Origin of the sequence: Jannaschia sp. R86511 (assembly GCF_042466345.1) — a bacterium.
Lineage (GTDB): Bacteria > Actinomycetota > Actinomycetes > Actinomycetales > JBBAYJ01 > Aquipuribacter.
This window is the reverse complement of the sequence record NZ_JAXHCD010000001.1, coordinates 2,922,197-2,938,880: the sequence shown is the minus strand read 5'-3', so window position 1 is coordinate 2,938,880 and position 16,684 is coordinate 2,922,197. Positions and strand designations below refer to the sequence as shown.

Sequence of the window (16,684 nt, the reverse complement as noted above, 5' to 3'; positions counted from 1 at the left end):
CCGAGGAGGCTCCCCCGAAGGCCCAGGAAGGGCCGGACAGCGAGGAGGGTGAGATGACGGTCATCAAGGCGTCGTGCCCGTCGTGCGGTGATGTCGAGCTCACCCCGCGACAGGTCCGGCTCGTCGTGTGCTCGGTCGAGGACCGGAGCTTCTACAGCTTCTCGTGCTCCGAGTGCGGGGACGAGGTCAAGAAGCCCGCGGGCGGGGACGTGGTCGCGCTGCTGCGCACCGGGGGCGTGCTGCCCGAGCGCTGGGTGATCCCGGCGGAGGCGCTGGAGACCCACGACGGCCCCGCGCTGTCGCACGACGACCTGCTGGACTTCTGCCTCTGGCTGGAGCAGGCCGACCTCGTGTCCGCCGCCGCCCAGGGCCGTGACCGCGGCCGGCCCGCGGGGGAGTCCGCCACGCTCTGACGGCGCTCTGACGGCCCGCCGCGGGACCGCGGCGGGACTGCCAGGCAACGCACAGCCGAGGTGCTCCCCACCCCGGCCGCGACCGGCTACCGTGGCGCGCGTGGGTTGGGTCATCGCGTGCGTGCTGATCGCGCTCGTGGGTCTGGTCTACCTGTTCCTGCAGGCCCGGGAGGTCTGGCGCAAGGCGCGGCTGCTGCTCGGCGAGGTCGAGGCGGCGGCGGCACGGGCCGAGGCGGCGTCGCAGCCGACCTCGCACCCCGCCGGACCGGTTCGGACGTAGACTCCCCGCCATCGACCTATGGAGGTAGGCGCATGTTCCGCAACCTGATCGACCAGCCGTTCGCGCTCGTCATCATCATCCTCGCCGTCGTGGTCCTGTTCGGGTACAAGCGTCTGCCCGACGCGGCCCGCCAGATCGGTCGCTCGATGCGCATCTTCAAGAGCGAGGTCAAGACCATGAAGGACGAGGGCGGCGACAAGTCCAAGGCCGCCCCCAAGCCGGGTCCCGCCGACGACGAGACCGAGCCGCTCGAGGGCCGCGTGATCACCGACGACCACGCCCCCCGCGTCGACCCGCTCGACGAGCCGCGCCGCACCGACCCGGCCCGGCACGACGCCTGACCCGTCCCGACCGCTCCTGACGCCGGGAGGCTCCCGTGCTCCGCAAGGCCCGCACCCCTGACGGCCGCATGCCGTTGCGGGCGCACCTGATCGAGCTGCGGAACCGCTTCTTCGTCGCCGCGGCGTTCATCGTCCTGGGCGCCATCGGCGGCTGGTTCGTCTACCCGTACCTGATCGCCGAGCTCGTCAACCCGATCCAGGTCGCCTCCGCCGCCAACGACATGGAGCTCGACCTGCGGTTCGCGTCGCCGACCGAGGCGTTCGACCAGCAGATCAAGCTGTCGCTGTGGATCGGCCTGATCGGCTCCAGCCCGGTGTGGATCTACCAGATCTGGGCGTTCATCACGCCCGGGCTCACCAAGAAGGAACGCTGGTACTCGATCGGGTTCCTCGGGGCGTCGGTCCCGCTGTTCCTGGCCGGCGTGGCCCTGGCCTGGCTGGTCCTGCCGAACGCGTTCATCTTCCTCACGGGGCTCAACCCGGAGGAGGTCGGCAGCATCTTCGACTTCAGCCTGTACCTGTCGTTCGTCACGCGGGTCGCGCTCGGCTTCGGCATCGCGTTCCTGCTGCCCGTGGTCATGGTCGCCCTGAACTTCGCCGGCCTGGCCAGCGGTCGCGCCCTGCTCAAGGGCTGGCGCATCGCCATCGTCGCGTCGTTCGTGTTCGCGGCCATCGCCAGCCCCACCCCCGACATCATCGTCATGTTCACCCTGGCGATCCCCATCGTCGGCCTGTACTGGGTCGCCGTGGGCGTGTCGTGCGTCAACGACTGGCGCCGCCGTCGCCGGGACGGCACGGCCGGCCTGGCCGACGACGAGGCCTCGACGCTGGACGAGGAGCCCTCGGCCCTGGACGAGGAGCCCTCGACGCTCGACTGAGCCGTGGCCCGGAGCGCCTGTCGGGCGCCCCACCGAGCGGCAGGTAGCCTCCGGGCGTGATCGACCGGGACCGCGACGACGCGGACGCAGCCGTCGGGTCCGGGGGCTCCGGGCTCCGCATCGTCCTGCTGGTCAACCCCAGCTCAGGGGCCGGGCGAGGGGCGGTGGTCGGCGACGCCGCCCTGGCGCGGCTGCGCGGCCTGGGCCACGACGTGCACCCGGTGCTCGCGCCGGACGCGGTCGGAGCCGCCCGGCTCGCCCGCGAGGCCGTGACCCGCGACGGCGCCGGGCGCTGCGACGCGCTCGTGGTCGTGGGCGGCGACGGCGTCGTGCACCTGGGGGTCCAGGTGCTGGCCGGCAGCGACGTCCCGCTGGGCGTCGTCCCCGCCGGCACCGGCAACGACATCGCCCGGGCCTGGGGCCTGCCCTCGGACCCCGTCGCCGCCGTCGACAGCATCGACGGCTGCCTGCGGCTGGGCTCGGTGCGCCGCTTCGACGCCGTCCGCGTGGAGCAGCCGGACGGCCAGGCCGGGGACCTGGCGGTCTGGGTCGCCGGGGTGGTCGCGGCCGGCTTCGACGCCGTCGTCAACGAGCGGGCCAACGGCTGGCGCTGGCCGCGGGGGGCGGCCCGGTACAACCTGGCCATCGCCCGCGAGCTGCCGCTGTTCCGCCCCGTGCCGTACCGGCTGGTGCTGGACGGGGTCGAGTGGCGCACGGAGGGCCTGCTCGTGGCCGTGGCCAACACCGCGTCCTACGGCGGCGGCATGCAGATCGCGCCCGCGGCCGACCCCACCGACGGCCTGCTCGACGTCGTCGTGGTCACCCCCGTACCGCTGCACCGCTTCGTCCGGCTGTTCCCGCGGGTCTACGAAGGCACCCACGTGGACATCGACGCGGTGGAGGTCCGGCGCGCCCGCCGGGTGGAGGTCCACGTGGACCCCGCGGGCCGTCGGCCGCGGCCCATCGTCGCCTACGGCGACGGCGAGCGGCTGGGCCCGCTGCCGCGGACGTTCACCGTCCACGGCGGGGCGGTGGCGGTGCTGTCACCCGCGCGGACGTAACCTGGAGGGCATGTCCAGCCCCGCCGAACGGTTCGCTGCGGCACGCGCCAGGCAGCAGCAGGAACGCTCACCGCTCGGTCGCTTCGTGGCGGGGCTGCCGTTCGAGCCGGACGAGTTCCAGGTCGAGGCCATGCAGGCCGTCGCCGACGGGCACGGCGTGCTCGTGGCCGCCCCGACCGGTGCGGGCAAGACCGTCGTCGGGGAGTTCGCCGTCGACCTGGCCCTGCGCACCGGGCGCAAGGCGTTCTACACCACGCCGATCAAGGCGCTCAGCAACCAGAAGTACAACGACCTGGTCGCGGTCCACGGCCCCGACGCGGTGGGCCTGCTGACCGGCGACGTGTCGGTCAACGGCGAGGCCCCGGTGGTGGTGATGACCACCGAGGTGCTGCGCAACATGATCTACGCGGGCTCCTCGACCCTGGCCGGGCTCGGGTTCGTGGTCATGGACGAGGTGCACTACCTCGCCGACCGGTTCCGGGGCGCGGTCTGGGAGGAGGTCATCATCCACCTGGCCGACGACGTCCAGCTGGTGTCGCTGTCGGCCACCGTCAGCAACGCCGAGGAGTTCGGCGACTGGCTGGCCACGGTGCGCGGCGACACCCGGGTGGTGGTCAGCGAGCACCGGCCGGTGCCGCTGTGGCAGCACGTCCTGGTCGACAAGCGGCTGCACGACCTGTTCGTCGACCCCGACGGCGACCCGGTCCTGGGCCTGCCCGGCGACGACCCGGGTCTGGTCAACCCCGAGCTGGTCGCCCTGGCGCGCGAGGAGTCCCGGTTCGAGCGGCGCTACAAGGGACGGCCGCAGCGCGGCGGCAGCCGACCCCGCCGTCGCGGCGCGCCCAGCCGGGCCACCGTGGTCGAGGCGCTGGACGCCGACGGCCTGCTGCCGGCGATCCACTTCATCTTCAGCCGCAACGGCTGCGACGCCGCGGTCCGGCAGTGCCTGGCCTGGGGGGTGCGGCTCACCACGCCCGCCGAGCGGCACGAGATCCGGCTGCTCGCCGAGGAGCGCACGGCGTCGCTGCCCGACGCCGACCTGGGCGTGCTGGGCTGGTCGGAGTGGGTCGAGGGCCTGGAGCGGGGGGTGGCCGCCCACCACGCCGGGCTGCTGCCCGCGTTCAAGGAGACCGTCGAGGAGCTGTTCCGCCGCGGCCTGGTCAAGGTGGTCTTCGCCACCGAGACCCTGGCCCTCGGCGTCAACATGCCCGCCCGCTCGGTCGTGCTGGAGAAGCTGGTCAAGTGGAACGGCGAGCAGCACGTCGACATCACGGCGGGGGAGTACACCCAGCTGACCGGGCGCGCGGGCCGGCGCGGCATCGACGTCGAGGGCCACGCGGTCGTGCTGTGGAGCGACGGCCTGCAGCCCGACCACGTCGCGGGCCTCGCGTCCACGCGCACCTACCCGCTGCGCTCCAGCTTCGCGCCGACCTACTCGATGGCGGTCAACCTCGTGCAGCGGGTGGGCCGTGACGAGGCCCGCGCCATCCTGGAGACCTCGTTCGCGCAGTTCCAGGCCGACCGGGGCGTCGTGGGCCTGGCCACGCAGCTGCGCAAGCAGGAGGAGGCGCTGGCCGGCTACGGCGAGGCCATGACCTGCCACCTGGGCGACTTCGAGGCCTACCACCGGCTGCGTGGCCGCATCTCGGCCCTGGAGAAGGACCTGTCCCGGCGGGCGTCGGCGGACCGTCGCGCCGACGCCGCCGCCACCCTGGAGCGGCTGCGCCGCGGCGACGTCATCAACGTCCCGGCCGGCAAGCGCCGGGGCTGGGCGGTCGTGCTCGACCCGGGCCTGAACGGCCCGGGCCCCCGACCCACGGTGCTGACCGCGGAGCGGCAGGTGCGTCGGCTGGAGACGGTCGCGTTCCCGTCCGCCGTCCGGGTCGCCACGACCGTGCGCGTGCCCAAGAACTTCGACGCCGGGGACGCCCGGGCCCGCAAGGACCTGGCCAGCAGCATGCGCAACGCCCTGGCCGCGGTCGGCGGCGGCGAGGTGGTCCCGCCGCACCAGGACGAGACGGCATCCGGTCGCGGCCCCGCCGCCGGGCAGGACGCCGGCGAGCTGCAGCTGGTCCAGCTGCGCCGCGAGCTGCAGGCCCACCCGTGCCACGGCTGCGCCGAGCGGGAGGAGCACGCCCGCTGGGCCCAGCGCCGCGACGACCTCGAGCGCGACCACCGGGGCCTGCAGCGACGCATCCAGGGGCGCACGGCCGTCATCGCCCGCACCTTCGACCGGGTGTGCGACGTGCTGGACGAGCTCGGCTACCTCGACGGCGAGACGGTCACCGAGGCCGGGGACGCGTTGCGGACGATCTACACCCAGTCCGACCTGCTGGTGGCCGAGTGCCTGCGGACCGGCGTCTGGGAGGACCTGGACGGGCCGGGCCTGGCCGCGGTGGTGTCGACGCTGGTGTTCGAGGCGCGGCGCGAGGTCGAGGGCGTCGACCCCCGACTGCCCGGCCGCGGCACCGCCCAGGCCTGGGCGGAGACCGTGCGGGCCTGGTCCGCCCTGACCGACGTCGAGGCCCGGCACAAGGTGGCCTCCACCCGCGAGCCCGATCCCGGGTTCGCCGCGCCGGTCTGGCGCTGGGCCCAGGGTCAGCCGCTGGAGACCGTGCTGCGGGAGAGCGACCTGAGCCCGGGCGACTTCGTCCGCTGGTGCCGGCAGACCCTCGACCTGCTGGACCAGGTGCAGGCCTCCGCCCCCCGCGGCAGCCTGCTGCGCGCAGCCGCCGGCGACGCCGTCAAGCGGGTCCGGCGCGGGGTCGTCGCGTACAGCCTCGGCCCGGCGTCCTGACCGCGACGTGCGCCGCCTCGACAGGGGTGGTGGCGGCTGCGTAGGGTCGGCGGCGACCCCCGGGGAGCGCAGCAGCGCTGAGAGTGCGGAACGTCCGCAGACCCGTCACCTGATCCGGTTAGCACCGGCGTAGGGAGCAGGGCCAGGTACCGACGTGCGTCCGGCACGCCGGTCGTCTGCCTCGACCCGTGGGCGGGACAGCGAGGACGCATGACCACGCCCGGCACCACCACCAGCCCCACCACGGGGAGCCCCACCGCCACGCCGCGGGAGCGGGGCATCGGGATGCGGTTCAGCCTGCACCCGCACTGCGACGACTTCGTCGCCGTCATCCTCGGCGCGCTCGACGACGCCGAGCGCGCGGGTCTGACCGCCGGCCTGACGATCGAGACCGACGACGTCAGCACCTGGGTGGGCGCCGTCGACGAGCCCGCGGAGCAGCGGCTGGTCGCCTACCTGGCCGCGGTCGTGGCCGCGGCGCACCGGCGAAGCGACGGCGGGCACGTGGTGGCCCACGTGCTGCTGTCGCGCGGCTGCCCCGGCGAGGTCGGCTGCGACCTGTCGGTGACCGGCCTGCCGCGGCCCGAGCCGGTGCGCGTGCCGGCGACCGGGGTGGCGGCGGCCGCGCAGTGGTCGCTGTACCCCTTGCTGGACGGCGGCTCCGACGACGGGGCGCACATGGCCCACATCGAGCGGGCCATCGCCCAGGCCGTCGAGCGGGGCACGACCCGGGGCGCGGCGCACTACGCCACCCGGCTGTCCGGGGACGTGGCCGAGGTGCTCGCCACCGTGGCCGACGCCTGGGGCGACGTCGGCTCCGCCGTGGCCCACGTGGTCAGCCACCTGACGCTGTCCGTCGGCTCGCCCACGGCGGTGCCCCGGTGAGCACCCCCGTCACCGGGGCCCCCCGGCTGCTGCGCTGGCAGCTGCGCGACATCGTGCTCATGGTCGTGCTGGCCGTGGTGTTCGGGTTCGTCTACTGGGCGCTGGTGCAGGCCTGGACCGGGCTCGCGATCCTGATGGGCCCGGCCGGGGACCTGGCCCAGCACGTCGTGTTCGGCGGCTGGCTCATGGTCGCCCCCATCACCATCGCCATCGTCCGCCGGGCCGGCGCGGGGATCGTGGCCGAGGTTCTCGCGTCGGTGGTCGAGGTGGTGTTCCTCGGCTCCCCGGTGGGTCCGCTGCTGGTGGTCGCCGCCGCCATCCAGGGCCTCGGCAGCGAGATGGCCTTCGCCGCGACCCGGTACCGCTCCTACGGCTGGGCGGTGTTCGCGGTGTCCGGGCTGCTGGGGGCCGGGCTGGTGTTCTTCTGGTCGGCGTTCCGGTTCGGCTGGTACGGCCAGGACGTCTTCGTGCTGCGACTCGTCGTCCAGCTGGTCTCCGGCGTCGTGCTGGGCGGGCTGCTGGCCAAGGTGGTCGTCGACCGGCTCGCCCGCACCGGCGTGCTGGACAACTTCGCCGTCGGACGGGCCGAGCTGGCCGGCGGACGTGGCTGAGGCCGTGACGGCGGGCGCCGACGCGGCGCCCGCCGGGCCGGTCGTCCGGCTCCGGGGGGTGGGCGTCGGGTTCCCGCGACGCGGGCGGGACGTGCTCGTCGACGTCGACCTGCAGCTGGCCGCGGGGGAGCAGGTGCTGCTGGTCGGGGCATCCGGCTGCGGAAAGTCCACCCTGCTGCAGACCGTCACCGGGGTGGTGCCCCACACCCTGACCGCGCGGCTGTCCGGCCGGGTCGAGGTGGCCGGGGTCGACACCGCGGCCACGTCGGTGGTCGAGCTGTCGCGCCGGGTCGGGGTGCTCGCGCAGGACCCGGTGGCCGCGGTCTGCCTGCCCCACGTCGACACCGAGGTGGCCCTGCCGCTGGAGAACCAGGCCGTCGCACCGGAGCTGGTGGGGGCCCGGGTCGAGCGGGCCCTGGCGCTGGTCGGGGCCGGCCACCTGCAGGAGCGGCCCACGGCGTGGCTGTCCGGCGGCGAGGCGCAGCGGGTGGCGCTGGCCGCCGCCCTGGTCACCGGGCCCGAGGTGCTGCTGCTGGACGAGCCCACGTCGATGCTCGACCCGGCCGGGGTCGCCGCCGTCCGCACGGCCCTGGCCGCCGTGGTGGCCCACCACCGCCCGGCCGTGGTCATGGTCGAGCACCGCCTCGACGAGCTGGCGGGCGAGGCCGGCACGGCCGGGCTGCCCGGGCGCTCCGTGGTGCTGTCCGAGCAGGGGCGCGTCGTCGCCGACGGGCCCACCCGCGAGGTGCTGCTCGGCCGCTCCGCCGAGCTGCGCGCCGGCGGCTGCTGGCTGCCGCTGGAGGCCGAGATGCACGCCCTGACCGGGGTGGCCGGTGGCCTGGCCGCCGAGGCGAACCGGACGCTGCTGCGCGGGCTGGCCGCGACCGCGACGACGGTCCCGGCACCACCGGGGGAGGTGGTCCTGCGGGCCACGGGGCTGGCGGTGGCCGACCGCGGTCAGGGCGGCCCCGGCCGCGCCGGTCGCGCCGGTGGCCAGCGCCGCCGGGTCGGGTTCGGTCGACGTCGTCAGCCGGTCGCCCCGCCGCCCGCGCTGCTGCGCGACGTCGACCTGACCCTGCGCGCCGGCGAGACAGTAGCGGTGCTCGGGGCGAACGGCGTCGGCAAGTCCTCGCTGCTGCTCACCCTGGCCGGGCTGCTCGCCCCGGCCGCCGGCCGGGTCGTGGGACCCCGACCGGGCCTCGTCTTCCAGCACGCCGAGCACCAGCTCCTCGCCACCACCGTGGCGCAGGAGGTGGCCCACGGCCTGGACCCGGCGACCGCGGGCGAGGTGGTGGACCGCGCCCTGCGCACCCACCGCCTGACGCACCTGGCCGAGCAGAGCCCGTACCGGCTCTCGGGCGGGGAGAAGCGGCGGGTGACGCTGGCCGCCATGCTCGCCCACGACCGGCCGTGCCTGCTGCTGGACGAGCCGACCCTGGGCCTGGACCGCCGGGACGCCGTGGCCACCCTGGCCGCCCTGCGCCGCGAGGCCGCCGCCGGCCGGTCGGTGCTGCTGGTCAGCCACGACCTGCGCAGCGCGGCCACTGTCGCCGACCGGCTGGTCGTGCTGGCCGGTGACGGGGTCCTGCTCCAGGGCCCCACCGAGCAGGTGCTGCGCCGCAGCGACGTCCTGCGCGCCGCCGGGCTCGCCCTGCCCGCGCTGCTCGCCTGGCTGCTGGCCGGGCTCGACCCGCAGGATCCCCGCGCGCTGCACCGGGTCCTGCGCGGTCTGGACGAGCTGCCCGTGGCGGTGGACGCATGAGCGTCACCGCCGCCCTGGCCCCCGACGAGCGGGCCGAGCCCAGCCCGCTCGGCCGGCTCGACCCCACCGTCACGCTCGCCCTGCTCGTCGTCGTGTCCGCCGTCATGCTGTTCGTGCTGCACCCGTTCGTGCCCACCGTGCTGTACCTGCTCGGGCTTCTCGCGGTGGCGGCGGGGACCCGGCTGCCCGCCCGGACCCTGGCCCTGGCCCACCTGCCCTTCGTCGCCTTCGCCACCGGGCTGCTGGTGGTCAACGCCCTGAGCCGGCCGGGTGAGGTGCTCTGGCGGGCCGGGGTGCTGCGCGTGACCGTCGAGGGCCTGGAGGTGGGCACGGCGCTGGCCGCCCGGACCCTGCTGGTCGGGGTGCTGGCCATCGGCTTCGTCGCCTCGACCGGGCCGGTGGCGCTGGTGACGAGCCTGCACCGGCACGCCCGGCTGGACGCGCGCGTGTCGCACGCGCTGCTGGCCGGCTACCGGATGCTGCAGCAGATGCCGCAGGAGTGGCAGACCATCCGGCAGGCCCACGCCGTCCGCGCCCCGCTGCGGGCCGACGGCACCCTGCCGCGCTCACCGCGGTTCCTGGCCGGGGTCGTGTTCACGCTGCTGGTGGTCTCGGTGCGGCGAGGCGAGCGGCTGGCCCAGTCGCTGGAGTCCCGGGGCCTGGGCCTGCGGCCACGGACCACCTGGCGCCCGGCCCGGCTGCACGCGCGCGACGGCTGGGCCGCCGCCGCCGTGCTCGCGGCGCTGGCGCTCGTGCTGCTGCTCGGCGCCCACCTCGACCTGCTGGACGGTCCCGGTGCGCTGACCGGGTGAGCGGATGCCGCCCGGTGGTGGCCCCTGTGCCGCCCGTCCTCGCGGGCGTAGGGTCCGGTCATGGGGGGTCGGGCGACCGGGGCAGGGGTGTCGCCGTTGCTGCTTCGCGCGCCCCGGCGCTGGCGTGCCGACCGGTTGTGGTCGGCGTTGGTCGCCGGTGCGCTGCTGCTGCTGGTCGCGAGCACGGCGGCGGTGCCGATGGTCACCGAGGCCGCGCAGAACGCGGCCGTGGTCCGGGTGCTGGAGACCGTCCCCGAGGGGTCGTCCGCCGCGGTGGCCCCCGTCGTCCGCATCACCGGCGGGGGCCCGCCGTTGCCGGGTTCGCCGACGCGCAGGCTGCTGGAGGAGGCGCCGGGGCTGGCTGAGCCCGAGCTGTTCGGGGCCTCGTTCGGCGCCGAGGTGTCGTCCGACGCCCGGCGGTGGCGCTCGGAGGTGTCGGTACCGGGGCAGGCCCCCGTGGAGGCCCGCCTGGTCGCGGTGGACGACCCGGCCGCCGAGCTGGTCGCGGTCGGTGGGCAGGGCGAGACCCCCCGTGGGGTGTGGGTGGACGAGGTGACCGCCACCACCCTCGGGGTCGTCGCCGACGACCAGGTGACGGTCTCCCTCACCATCCCCGGGGAGCAGGCGCCGACCCGGACCCGGCTCCCGGTCGCGGGGGTCTACGAGGTGCGCACCGGCAACCGACCCGTCGACCGTGACGGCTCGTCGTTCTGGGACCGGCGCGGAGCCGCGCTGCCGCTGTCGACGGACCTGATCGGACGCCGTCCGCCGGTGCTGATCACCAGCGCCTCCACGCTCGCCTCCGCCGCGATCCCGCTGGACGAGGTCGTCCTGTGGTCGGTCGAGGCGTCGCTGGCCGACGACGGGACGACGTTGCGCGAGGTGCGGGGGGCCGCGGACGTGGTGCAGGGCCTCGGCCGCGACCTGCCCCCGCAGGTCGGTTCGGCCGGTCTCCTGCCGGAGTACGAGGTGGTGTCCGGTCTGCCGGCCATAGCCGACCGCGCCGAGGGCATCGCCCTGGCGTCGGTGGAACGGACCCGGGCCGCGGCCTGGAGCGGGATCGCCCTGGCGGGGCTGGCCACGCTGCTCGTGGCCGTCGCCGGGGAGGCGCGGCGCCGCCGTGAGCGCGAGCTGGAGACCGGGCTGGGCCTGCACCCGGCCGGAGTCGGTGGGCTCCGAGTGGTCGAGCTGCTGCCCGTCGCGGTCGTGGCGGTGGGGCTGGGCACGGGCCTGGCCTGGGTCGGGGTGCGGGTGGCGGGGCCCGACGGCGCCGTGTCGGGCCAGGGGGTGCGCGCCGCCCTGCTGGACGGGGCGATCGCCGCGGCGGGGGCGCTGCTGCTGGTCGGGGTCATCGGGGCGACCTGGGCCTGGGTGACCGCACGGTCGGCCCGTGACCCCGGTCGGTCGTCGGTGTCCCGACGGCTGCCCTGGCGGACGGTGCTGCTCGTCGCGACCGCGGCCGGCGTGCTGGGCCTGCCGGGACGGACGGAGACGGGCGGCGCGGACGTCGTCGTGCCGATCCTCGTCGCGGCCAGCGCGGGCGCCGTGGCGGTGTCGGTGCTGAAGCCCGTGCTGCGCCGCCGCGTGGCCCGCAGCCGGCGGCGCACCCCGGCGCACGGCGGGCTGCCGGTCGGCCGGGCCGTGGACGCGCTGGTGCTGCGCCGCCTCGCGGCCGCGCCGGTGGGCCACGACCTGGTCGTGGTCCTCGTGGCCGCCGGGCTGGGCACCGTCGGGTTCGTCGCCGTCGCCGACCGAGGCGTCCAGGAGGCCGTGCGCGACAAGTCCGCCGTCCTGGCCGGGGCCGAGACGGCGGTACGGCTGGACGGACCGGTCGGTCCCCGGCTGGACCCCGAAGCCGTGGCCCTGCCGCGGCTGCCCGACGGGTACGACTCGGACGCCCTGCGCCAGGACCCCGACAGCGTGCAGGTGTTCCACAACCTGCCCGACCTCCCGCCGGCCCGGGACCTCCGGACCGCGCCCGGCTCCACCGTGGTGTGGTCGGACGCGGTCCGGGTCGACTCCCAGCGACCCGTCCGGCTGCTGGTGCTGGACCCCGGCACGGCCGACGGGGCCTTGGCGTGGGGACCCTCGGACGGGGCCCTCGCCCCCGCCCGGGTGGCGTTGGAGACGCTCCGCGCGGCGGCCGAGGACCACGTGAGCGACCCACCGCCCCCCGTCGTCCCGCCCCGGGACGAGGCGCTCGGCGTCCCGGCGCCGGTGCCCGTGGTCATCGCGGGCGACCCCCTCGGCACGCGCGTCGGTGAGGTGTCCAGGTTGCGCAGCGAGATCCGCAAGCAGCTCGCCGTACGACCGGTGGCGCACGTGCCCGCGTTCCCCGGCCAGGGCACGGAGCAGACCCTGGTGATCGCCGACAGCGAGACGTACCTGCCGCTGCTGCAGCTGAACGACCCTCGCTACGAGGCGCCCGAGGGCGAACCCGAGCTGGCCCGGCTCGACCTGCAGGGCACCTACCTGTCGCGGGACGACCCGGCGGCGGTGGCCGAGACGCTGGCCGCCGCCGACGTCCCGCTGCTGCAGCTGCAGGGCCTGGCGGAGGAGGGCGTCAGGCCCGCGTTCGTGGCCACCGCCCTGGTGCGGGAGTACCAGCTGGCCCTGGCGGTCGCCCTCGTCCTGATCGGGGTGGTGGGGCTGGCGGTGCAGGCCGACCGGGCCGCGGACCGCAGCCTGACCGCCGCGGTCGTGCTGCGCCGCACCCCGCTGGGCGGGCGGGGGATCCGACGGGCCCTCGTGCTGGAGCAGGCCGCTCTCGTCGGGGTCGCGACCGCGGCGGCGCTGGTGTCGGTGCTGCTGCTCGTGCCGATCATGGGGCAGCTGCTGGATCCCGACCCCGCGCTGCTGCCCGGGTTGCTCGTCCGCCCGGAGTCGGTGCTGACCGGGACGGTCGCCGTCCTCGTGACCGGCCTGGTGCCGCTGGCCGTCGCCGCCGGTACGACCCGGCTGCGGCTGCGGCAGGTCAAGGAGGAGGTGCTGCTGCGTGACGACCGTTGACGTGACCGACGTGCCGGTGCGGTGCCAGGGCCTGGTGCGCATCTACCGGGCCGCGACCGGGGAGACCCACGCCCTGCGCGGGGTCGACGCCCAGTTCCACGCCGGTCGGTTCACCGGGGTGCTGGGTCCCTCCGGCAGCGGCAAGAGCAGCCTGCTGGCCCTGCTGGCCCTGCGCGACCGGCCCGACGGCGGCACCCTGCAGGTGCTGGGGACCAGCACGACGGAAGCCGGCTCGTCGCGGTTGCGGGCGCAGCGACGTTCGTCGATCGCCTGGATCGCCCAGCGCCCCACCCACAGCCTGTTCCCGCACCTGAGCGCGGTGGAGCACCTGCGACTGGCCGCCCGGCTGCGACGCGCGGCCCTGGACCCGGTCGAGGCCCTCACCGGGGTCGGCCTCGCCCACCGGGCGGACTCCCTACCGGTGCAGCTGTCGGGCGGGGAGCAGCAACGGCTGGCCGTGGCGTGCGCGCTGGCCGGGCGCCCGCCCGTCGTGCTGGCCGACGAGCCCACCGCCGAGCTCGACGACGACTCCGCCGGCCTCGTCCTGGACGCGCTGTCCGAGGCGGCGCAGCGGGGCAGCTGCGTCGTGGTCACGACCCACGACGCCCGTCTGGTCGCGGGGGCCGACCGGGTGCTCCTGCTGCGACACGGGGTGCTGTCGACCGACCGGGCCGCCGGGGGCGGGGACAGCGCCGTCATCGACTCCGCGGGTCGGCTGCAGCTGCCGCAGGCCGCCCTGGACCTGCTGAGCGGCGGCCGGGCCGTGGTGAGCGTCCACGAGGACCACGTCCGTCTCGACCCCCGGCAGGACCCGTGAGCGGCGTCGCGGACGGCACGGCGGATCTCCGGCCGCCCGACGGCCCGGCGGTCCGGGTCGACCGGGTGGGGCTGGACGTGCCCGGCCGGCCGGGTGTCCTGCACGACGTGTCGCTGCACGTGGCCCCGGGTGAGCTGGTGGTGCTGTCGGGCCGCTCGGGCAGCGGCAAGAGCAGCCTGTGCCACCTCGTCGCCGGCGTGGGGCGGCCGACGCGGGGCACGGTCGTGGTGCTGGGTCGGTCCGCGCACGACTGGGCCGACTGGACCCGCGTGACGCTCCTGCCGCAGCGGCTGGCCCTGACCGCCGAGCTGTCGGTGGCCGAGAACGTGGCCTGGCCCTGCTGGCTCGCGGGCGCCACGCCCCGCCCCGGGCTGCTGGAGGCCCTGGCCCTGGACCACATCGCCGACCGGCTGACCGGCGAGTCGTCGCTCGGTGAGCAGCAGCGGACCGCGCTGGCGCGCGCCCTGGCGACCTCACCGGGCTGCGCCGTGCTCGACGAACCGACCGGCCACCAGGACGACGGCAACGCCGACCGGGTGGTGGACGCGATCGTCGCCCGCACCCCGGGGACCGCGGTCGTGGTCGCCACGCACGACGAGCGGCTGCTGGCCGTGGCGGACCGGGTCGTGCGGCTCGAGGCCGGGCGGCTCCTCACGACCGGAGGTTGACCCGCCGGTCGGAGGTGGTGCGCACCGCGCAGGCTCCCGGGGCCGGCCCCCGGTGGCTCAGCGCCCCGCGGCCGCGCGGGCCAGCTCGGCGGTGCGGGCCATCTGCCGGGCGCAGCCCCAGCGCTCGCCGAAGGCCGCGACCGCGTCGTCGTCGGCCGGGCCGCGGACCAGCCAGTCGTCCGGGCCGGCCGGCACTACGTCGGCGTCGGTCACCGCGCCGACCACCTGCAGCGCGGCCAGCACGTAGGTCAGCGAGCCGACCAGCCGGGCGCGCCGGGCCGGGGTCATCGGCCGGGCCGGGTCGGCCGCCGCAGCCATCACGGCGTGCAGGTCGCCGTGCTGGCGCACCAGGTCCGCGGCGGACTTCTCGCCGATGCCGGCGATGCCCGGCAGCCCGTCGGAGGGGTCCCCCCGCAGCACCGACATGTGCAGGTAGGCCCGGCCGTCGGCCACCCCGTAGCGCTCCTGCAGGTCCGCGGCGGTCATGGCGGGGGCGTCACGCACCCCCTTGGCCACGTAGACCACCCGCACGCCGGCCTCGTCGTCGACCAGCTGCAGCAGGTCCCGGTCACCGCTGACCACGTCCACCGGGCCCAGCCCGGCGTCGGTCCACCGCCGCGCCAGGGTGGCGCAGACGTCGTCGGCCTCCATGCCGGTCGCCTCCACGCGCGGCAGGCCCAGCAGCGCCAGGGCCTCCGCGATGAGCGGCACCTGGGGCGACAGCTCGTCGGGGACCTCCTCCGCCTGGCCCTCGGCGACGCGGTGGGCCTTGTAGGACGGGATCAGGTCCGTGCGCCAGGCCGGACGCCAGTCGGCGTCCCAGCAGGCCGCGTAGGCGGCGGGGGAGAAGCGCTCCAGCAGCATCGACGTCATGTCCAGGTAGCCCCGCAGGGCGTTGACCGGGGCGCCGTCCGGGGCCCGGACCGAGGACGGCACCCCGTAGAAGGCCCGGAAGTACAGCGTGGCGGCGTCGACGGCCAGCAGTCTGCTCACGCGCCCATGCTGGCAGGCGGGTCGGACCCGAGGCAGGGCCGCGACCACCCGGTTATCGTTGGCCCAGCCGCCACCCGCGGCACCCCACCGCCCCTCACACCCCGAGGAACCCCCGTGACCGGTCGACGACGACCCTTCCCCACCCCCGCCCGGGACCTGCCCACCGACGAGGCCGTCGAGCTGCTGGCCCTGGTGCGGGACATCGCCGAGGCCGAGCTGGCCCCCGTGGCCGCCGAGGCCGAGGAGCGGGCCGCCCGCAGCCAGGAGTACCCGCGCGACACCTACCGCCTGCTGGGCAAGGCCGGGCTGCTGGGCCTGCCCTACGACCCGGAGCACGGCGGCGGCGGCCAGCCCTACGCGGTCTACCTGCAGGTGCTGGAGGAGCTCGCCCGCTGCTGGGGGACCGTGGCCATGGGCACGAGCGTGCACGTCCTGGCCTGCCACGGCCTCGCCCACGCCGGCACGGCCGAGCAGGTCGGCCGCTGGCTGCCCGACCTGGTGGCCGGGGACCTGCTCGCGGCCTACTGCCTGTCGGAGCCGGAGTCCGGCTCCGACGCCGCGGCCATGCGCACCCGGGCCGAGCGCGACGGCGACGGCTGGCGGCTGCACGGCACCAAGGCCTGGATCACCCACGGTGGCATGGCGGACAGCTACACGGTGTTCGCCCGCACGTCGCCCGCCCCCGCCGACGGCCCGCCCAGCGCGGGGATCTCCGCGTTCCTCGTCCCCGCCGACGCCGACGGCCTGTCCGTCGCGGCCCCCGAGCACAAGATGGGCTTCGCGGCGTCCCGCACGGCGCAGGTGACCTTCGACGGCGTGCGGGTCGACGGCGACCGGCTGCTGGGCACCGAGGGAGCGGGCTTCGCGCTGGCCAAGTCCGCGCTGGACGCCGGCCGGCTGGGCATCGCCGCCGTGGCCACCGGGCTCGCCCAGGCGGCCCTGGAGGACGCCGTGGCCTACGCCCGGCAGCGCGAGCAGTTCGGCCGGCGCATCATCGACTTCCAGGGGCTGGGGTTCATGCTCGCCGACATGGCGACCGCGGTGGCCGCCTCGCGGGCGCTGTACCTGGACGGGGCCCGGCTGCTCGACGCGGGCGCCGGCGGGGCGCAGGAGGCGACGCGGGTACGGGCCGCGGCGGCCATGGCCAAGACCTTCTGCAGCGACAGCGCGGTCCGGGTGACGACCGACGCCGTCCAGGTGCTCGGCGGCGCGGGCTACGTCACCGACCACCGGGTGGAGCGGCTGATGCGCGAGGCGAAGCTGCTGCAGATCGTCGAGGGCACCAACCAGGTCCAACGGGTGGTCGTCGCCGGCGCGCTGGCCCGGGGCTGATCCGCCGTCCTGACGGGCTTTTGCG

The 16,684-nt window shown here is 76.2% G+C and carries 15 protein-coding genes and 1 riboswitch; of the genes, 14 read left to right on the top strand and 1 reads right to left on the bottom strand.

Annotated elements, in window-relative coordinates; all coding sequences use genetic code 11:
- The first annotated feature begins 53 nt into the window (after nt 1-53).
- The 13 genes from SJY06_RS13815 (at nt 54) to SJY06_RS13755 (ending at nt 14,334) form a co-directional block, all read left to right on the top strand.
- Entirely contained in the window at nt 54-413 is a 360-nt protein-coding gene (locus SJY06_RS13815) for a hypothetical protein (protein WP_380168119.1), read from the top strand.
- Nucleotides 414-513: 100 nt separating this feature from the next.
- On the top strand, nt 514-693 hold the full coding sequence (locus SJY06_RS13810) for a hypothetical protein (RefSeq protein WP_380168118.1): 180 nt from the start codon (nt 514-516) through the stop codon (nt 691-693).
- A gap of 32 nt (nt 694-725) precedes the next feature.
- Complete coding sequence (gene tatA / locus SJY06_RS13805; protein WP_380168117.1) at nt 726-1,034, top strand: Sec-independent protein translocase subunit TatA; 309 nt, start codon at nt 726-728, stop codon at nt 1,032-1,034.
- A gap of 35 nt (nt 1,035-1,069) precedes the next feature.
- Entirely contained in the window at nt 1,070-1,912 is an 843-nt protein-coding gene (gene tatC, locus SJY06_RS13800) for a twin-arginine translocase subunit TatC (protein ID WP_380168116.1), read from the top strand.
- A gap of 56 nt (nt 1,913-1,968) precedes the next feature.
- On the top strand, nt 1,969-2,973 hold the full coding sequence (locus SJY06_RS13795) for a diacylglycerol kinase family protein (protein ID WP_380168115.1): 1,005 nt from the start codon (nt 1,969-1,971) through the stop codon (nt 2,971-2,973).
- A 10-nt stretch (nt 2,974-2,983) separates the two neighbouring features.
- Entirely contained in the window at nt 2,984-5,770 is a 2,787-nt protein-coding gene (locus tag SJY06_RS13790; protein WP_380168114.1) for a DEAD/DEAH box helicase, read from the top strand.
- Nucleotides 5,771-5,820: 50 nt separating this feature from the next.
- A riboswitch (TPP riboswitch) is annotated at nt 5,821-5,925 on the top strand.
- A gap of 55 nt (nt 5,926-5,980) precedes the next feature.
- Complete coding sequence (locus SJY06_RS13785; protein WP_380168113.1) at nt 5,981-6,655, top strand: YkoF family thiamine/hydroxymethylpyrimidine-binding protein; 675 nt, start codon at nt 5,981-5,983, stop codon at nt 6,653-6,655.
- A complete protein-coding gene (locus SJY06_RS13780) occupies nt 6,652-7,266 on the top strand; it encodes an ECF transporter S component (RefSeq protein ID WP_380168112.1) in 615 nt (204 codons plus the stop codon). The genes SJY06_RS13785 and SJY06_RS13780 overlap by 4 nt, the downstream gene beginning before the upstream one ends.
- Nucleotides 7,259-9,028, top strand: coding sequence for an ABC transporter ATP-binding protein (locus SJY06_RS13775; RefSeq protein ID WP_380168111.1), 1,770 nt, complete (start codon nt 7,259-7,261; stop codon nt 9,026-9,028). The genes SJY06_RS13780 and SJY06_RS13775 overlap by 8 nt, the downstream gene beginning before the upstream one ends.
- Nucleotides 9,025-9,840, top strand: coding sequence for an energy-coupling factor transporter transmembrane component T family protein (locus SJY06_RS13770; protein WP_380168110.1), 816 nt, complete (start codon nt 9,025-9,027; stop codon nt 9,838-9,840). Before SJY06_RS13775 ends, SJY06_RS13770 begins: the two co-directional genes overlap by 4 nt.
- Before the next feature lie 60 nt (nt 9,841-9,900).
- On the top strand, nt 9,901-12,849 hold the full coding sequence (locus SJY06_RS13765) for a hypothetical protein (protein WP_380168109.1): 2,949 nt from the start codon (nt 9,901-9,903) through the stop codon (nt 12,847-12,849).
- Nucleotides 12,836-13,666: an ABC transporter ATP-binding protein gene (locus SJY06_RS13760; RefSeq protein ID WP_380168108.1), complete on the top strand. Its 831-nt coding sequence runs from the start codon at nt 12,836-12,838 to the stop codon at nt 13,664-13,666. The genes SJY06_RS13765 and SJY06_RS13760 overlap by 14 nt, the downstream gene beginning before the upstream one ends.
- The gene (locus tag SJY06_RS13755; protein WP_380168107.1) at nt 13,663-14,334 is read left to right on the top strand and encodes an ATP-binding cassette domain-containing protein; all 672 of its coding nucleotides are present in this window, start codon (nt 13,663-13,665) and stop codon (nt 14,332-14,334) included. The genes SJY06_RS13760 and SJY06_RS13755 overlap by 4 nt, the downstream gene beginning before the upstream one ends.
- Nucleotides 14,335-14,391: 57 nt before the next feature.
- Here SJY06_RS13755 and SJY06_RS13750 read toward each other — a convergent pair whose 3' ends face one another.
- Nucleotides 14,392-15,327, bottom strand: a complete 936-nt coding sequence (locus SJY06_RS13750; protein ID WP_380168106.1) for a 5'-3' exonuclease H3TH domain-containing protein — start codon at nt 15,325-15,327, stop codon at nt 14,392-14,394.
- A 114-nt stretch (nt 15,328-15,441) separates the two neighbouring features.
- Here SJY06_RS13750 and SJY06_RS13745 point away from each other — a divergent pair, with 114 nt between their 5' ends.
- Nucleotides 15,442-16,659 carry an acyl-CoA dehydrogenase family protein gene (locus SJY06_RS13745; RefSeq protein WP_380168105.1) on the top strand — a complete coding sequence of 406 codons (1,218 nt, stop codon included), beginning with the start codon at nt 15,442-15,444 and terminating at the stop codon, nt 16,657-16,659.
- Nucleotides 16,660-16,684 lie beyond the last annotated feature (25 nt).

Excerpts from the sequence above, each read along its gene's own strand:
- SJY06_RS13815 (WP_380168119.1), top strand. The coding sequence starts at position 54 with ATGACGGTCATCAAGGCGTCGTGCCCGTCGTGCGGTGATGTCGAGCTC.
- tatA (WP_380168117.1), top strand. The coding sequence starts at position 726 with ATGTTCCGCAACCTGATCGACCAGCCGTTCGCGCTCGTCATCATCATC.
- SJY06_RS13790 (WP_380168114.1), top strand. The coding sequence starts at position 2,984 with ATGTCCAGCCCCGCCGAACGGTTCGCTGCGGCACGCGCCAGGCAGCAG.
- SJY06_RS13785 (WP_380168113.1), top strand. The coding sequence starts at position 5,981 with ATGACCACGCCCGGCACCACCACCAGCCCCACCACGGGGAGCCCCACC.
- SJY06_RS13770 (WP_380168110.1), top strand. The coding sequence starts at position 9,025 with ATGAGCGTCACCGCCGCCCTGGCCCCCGACGAGCGGGCCGAGCCCAGC.
- SJY06_RS13765 (WP_380168109.1), top strand. The coding sequence starts at position 9,901 with ATGGGGGGTCGGGCGACCGGGGCAGGGGTGTCGCCGTTGCTGCTTCGC.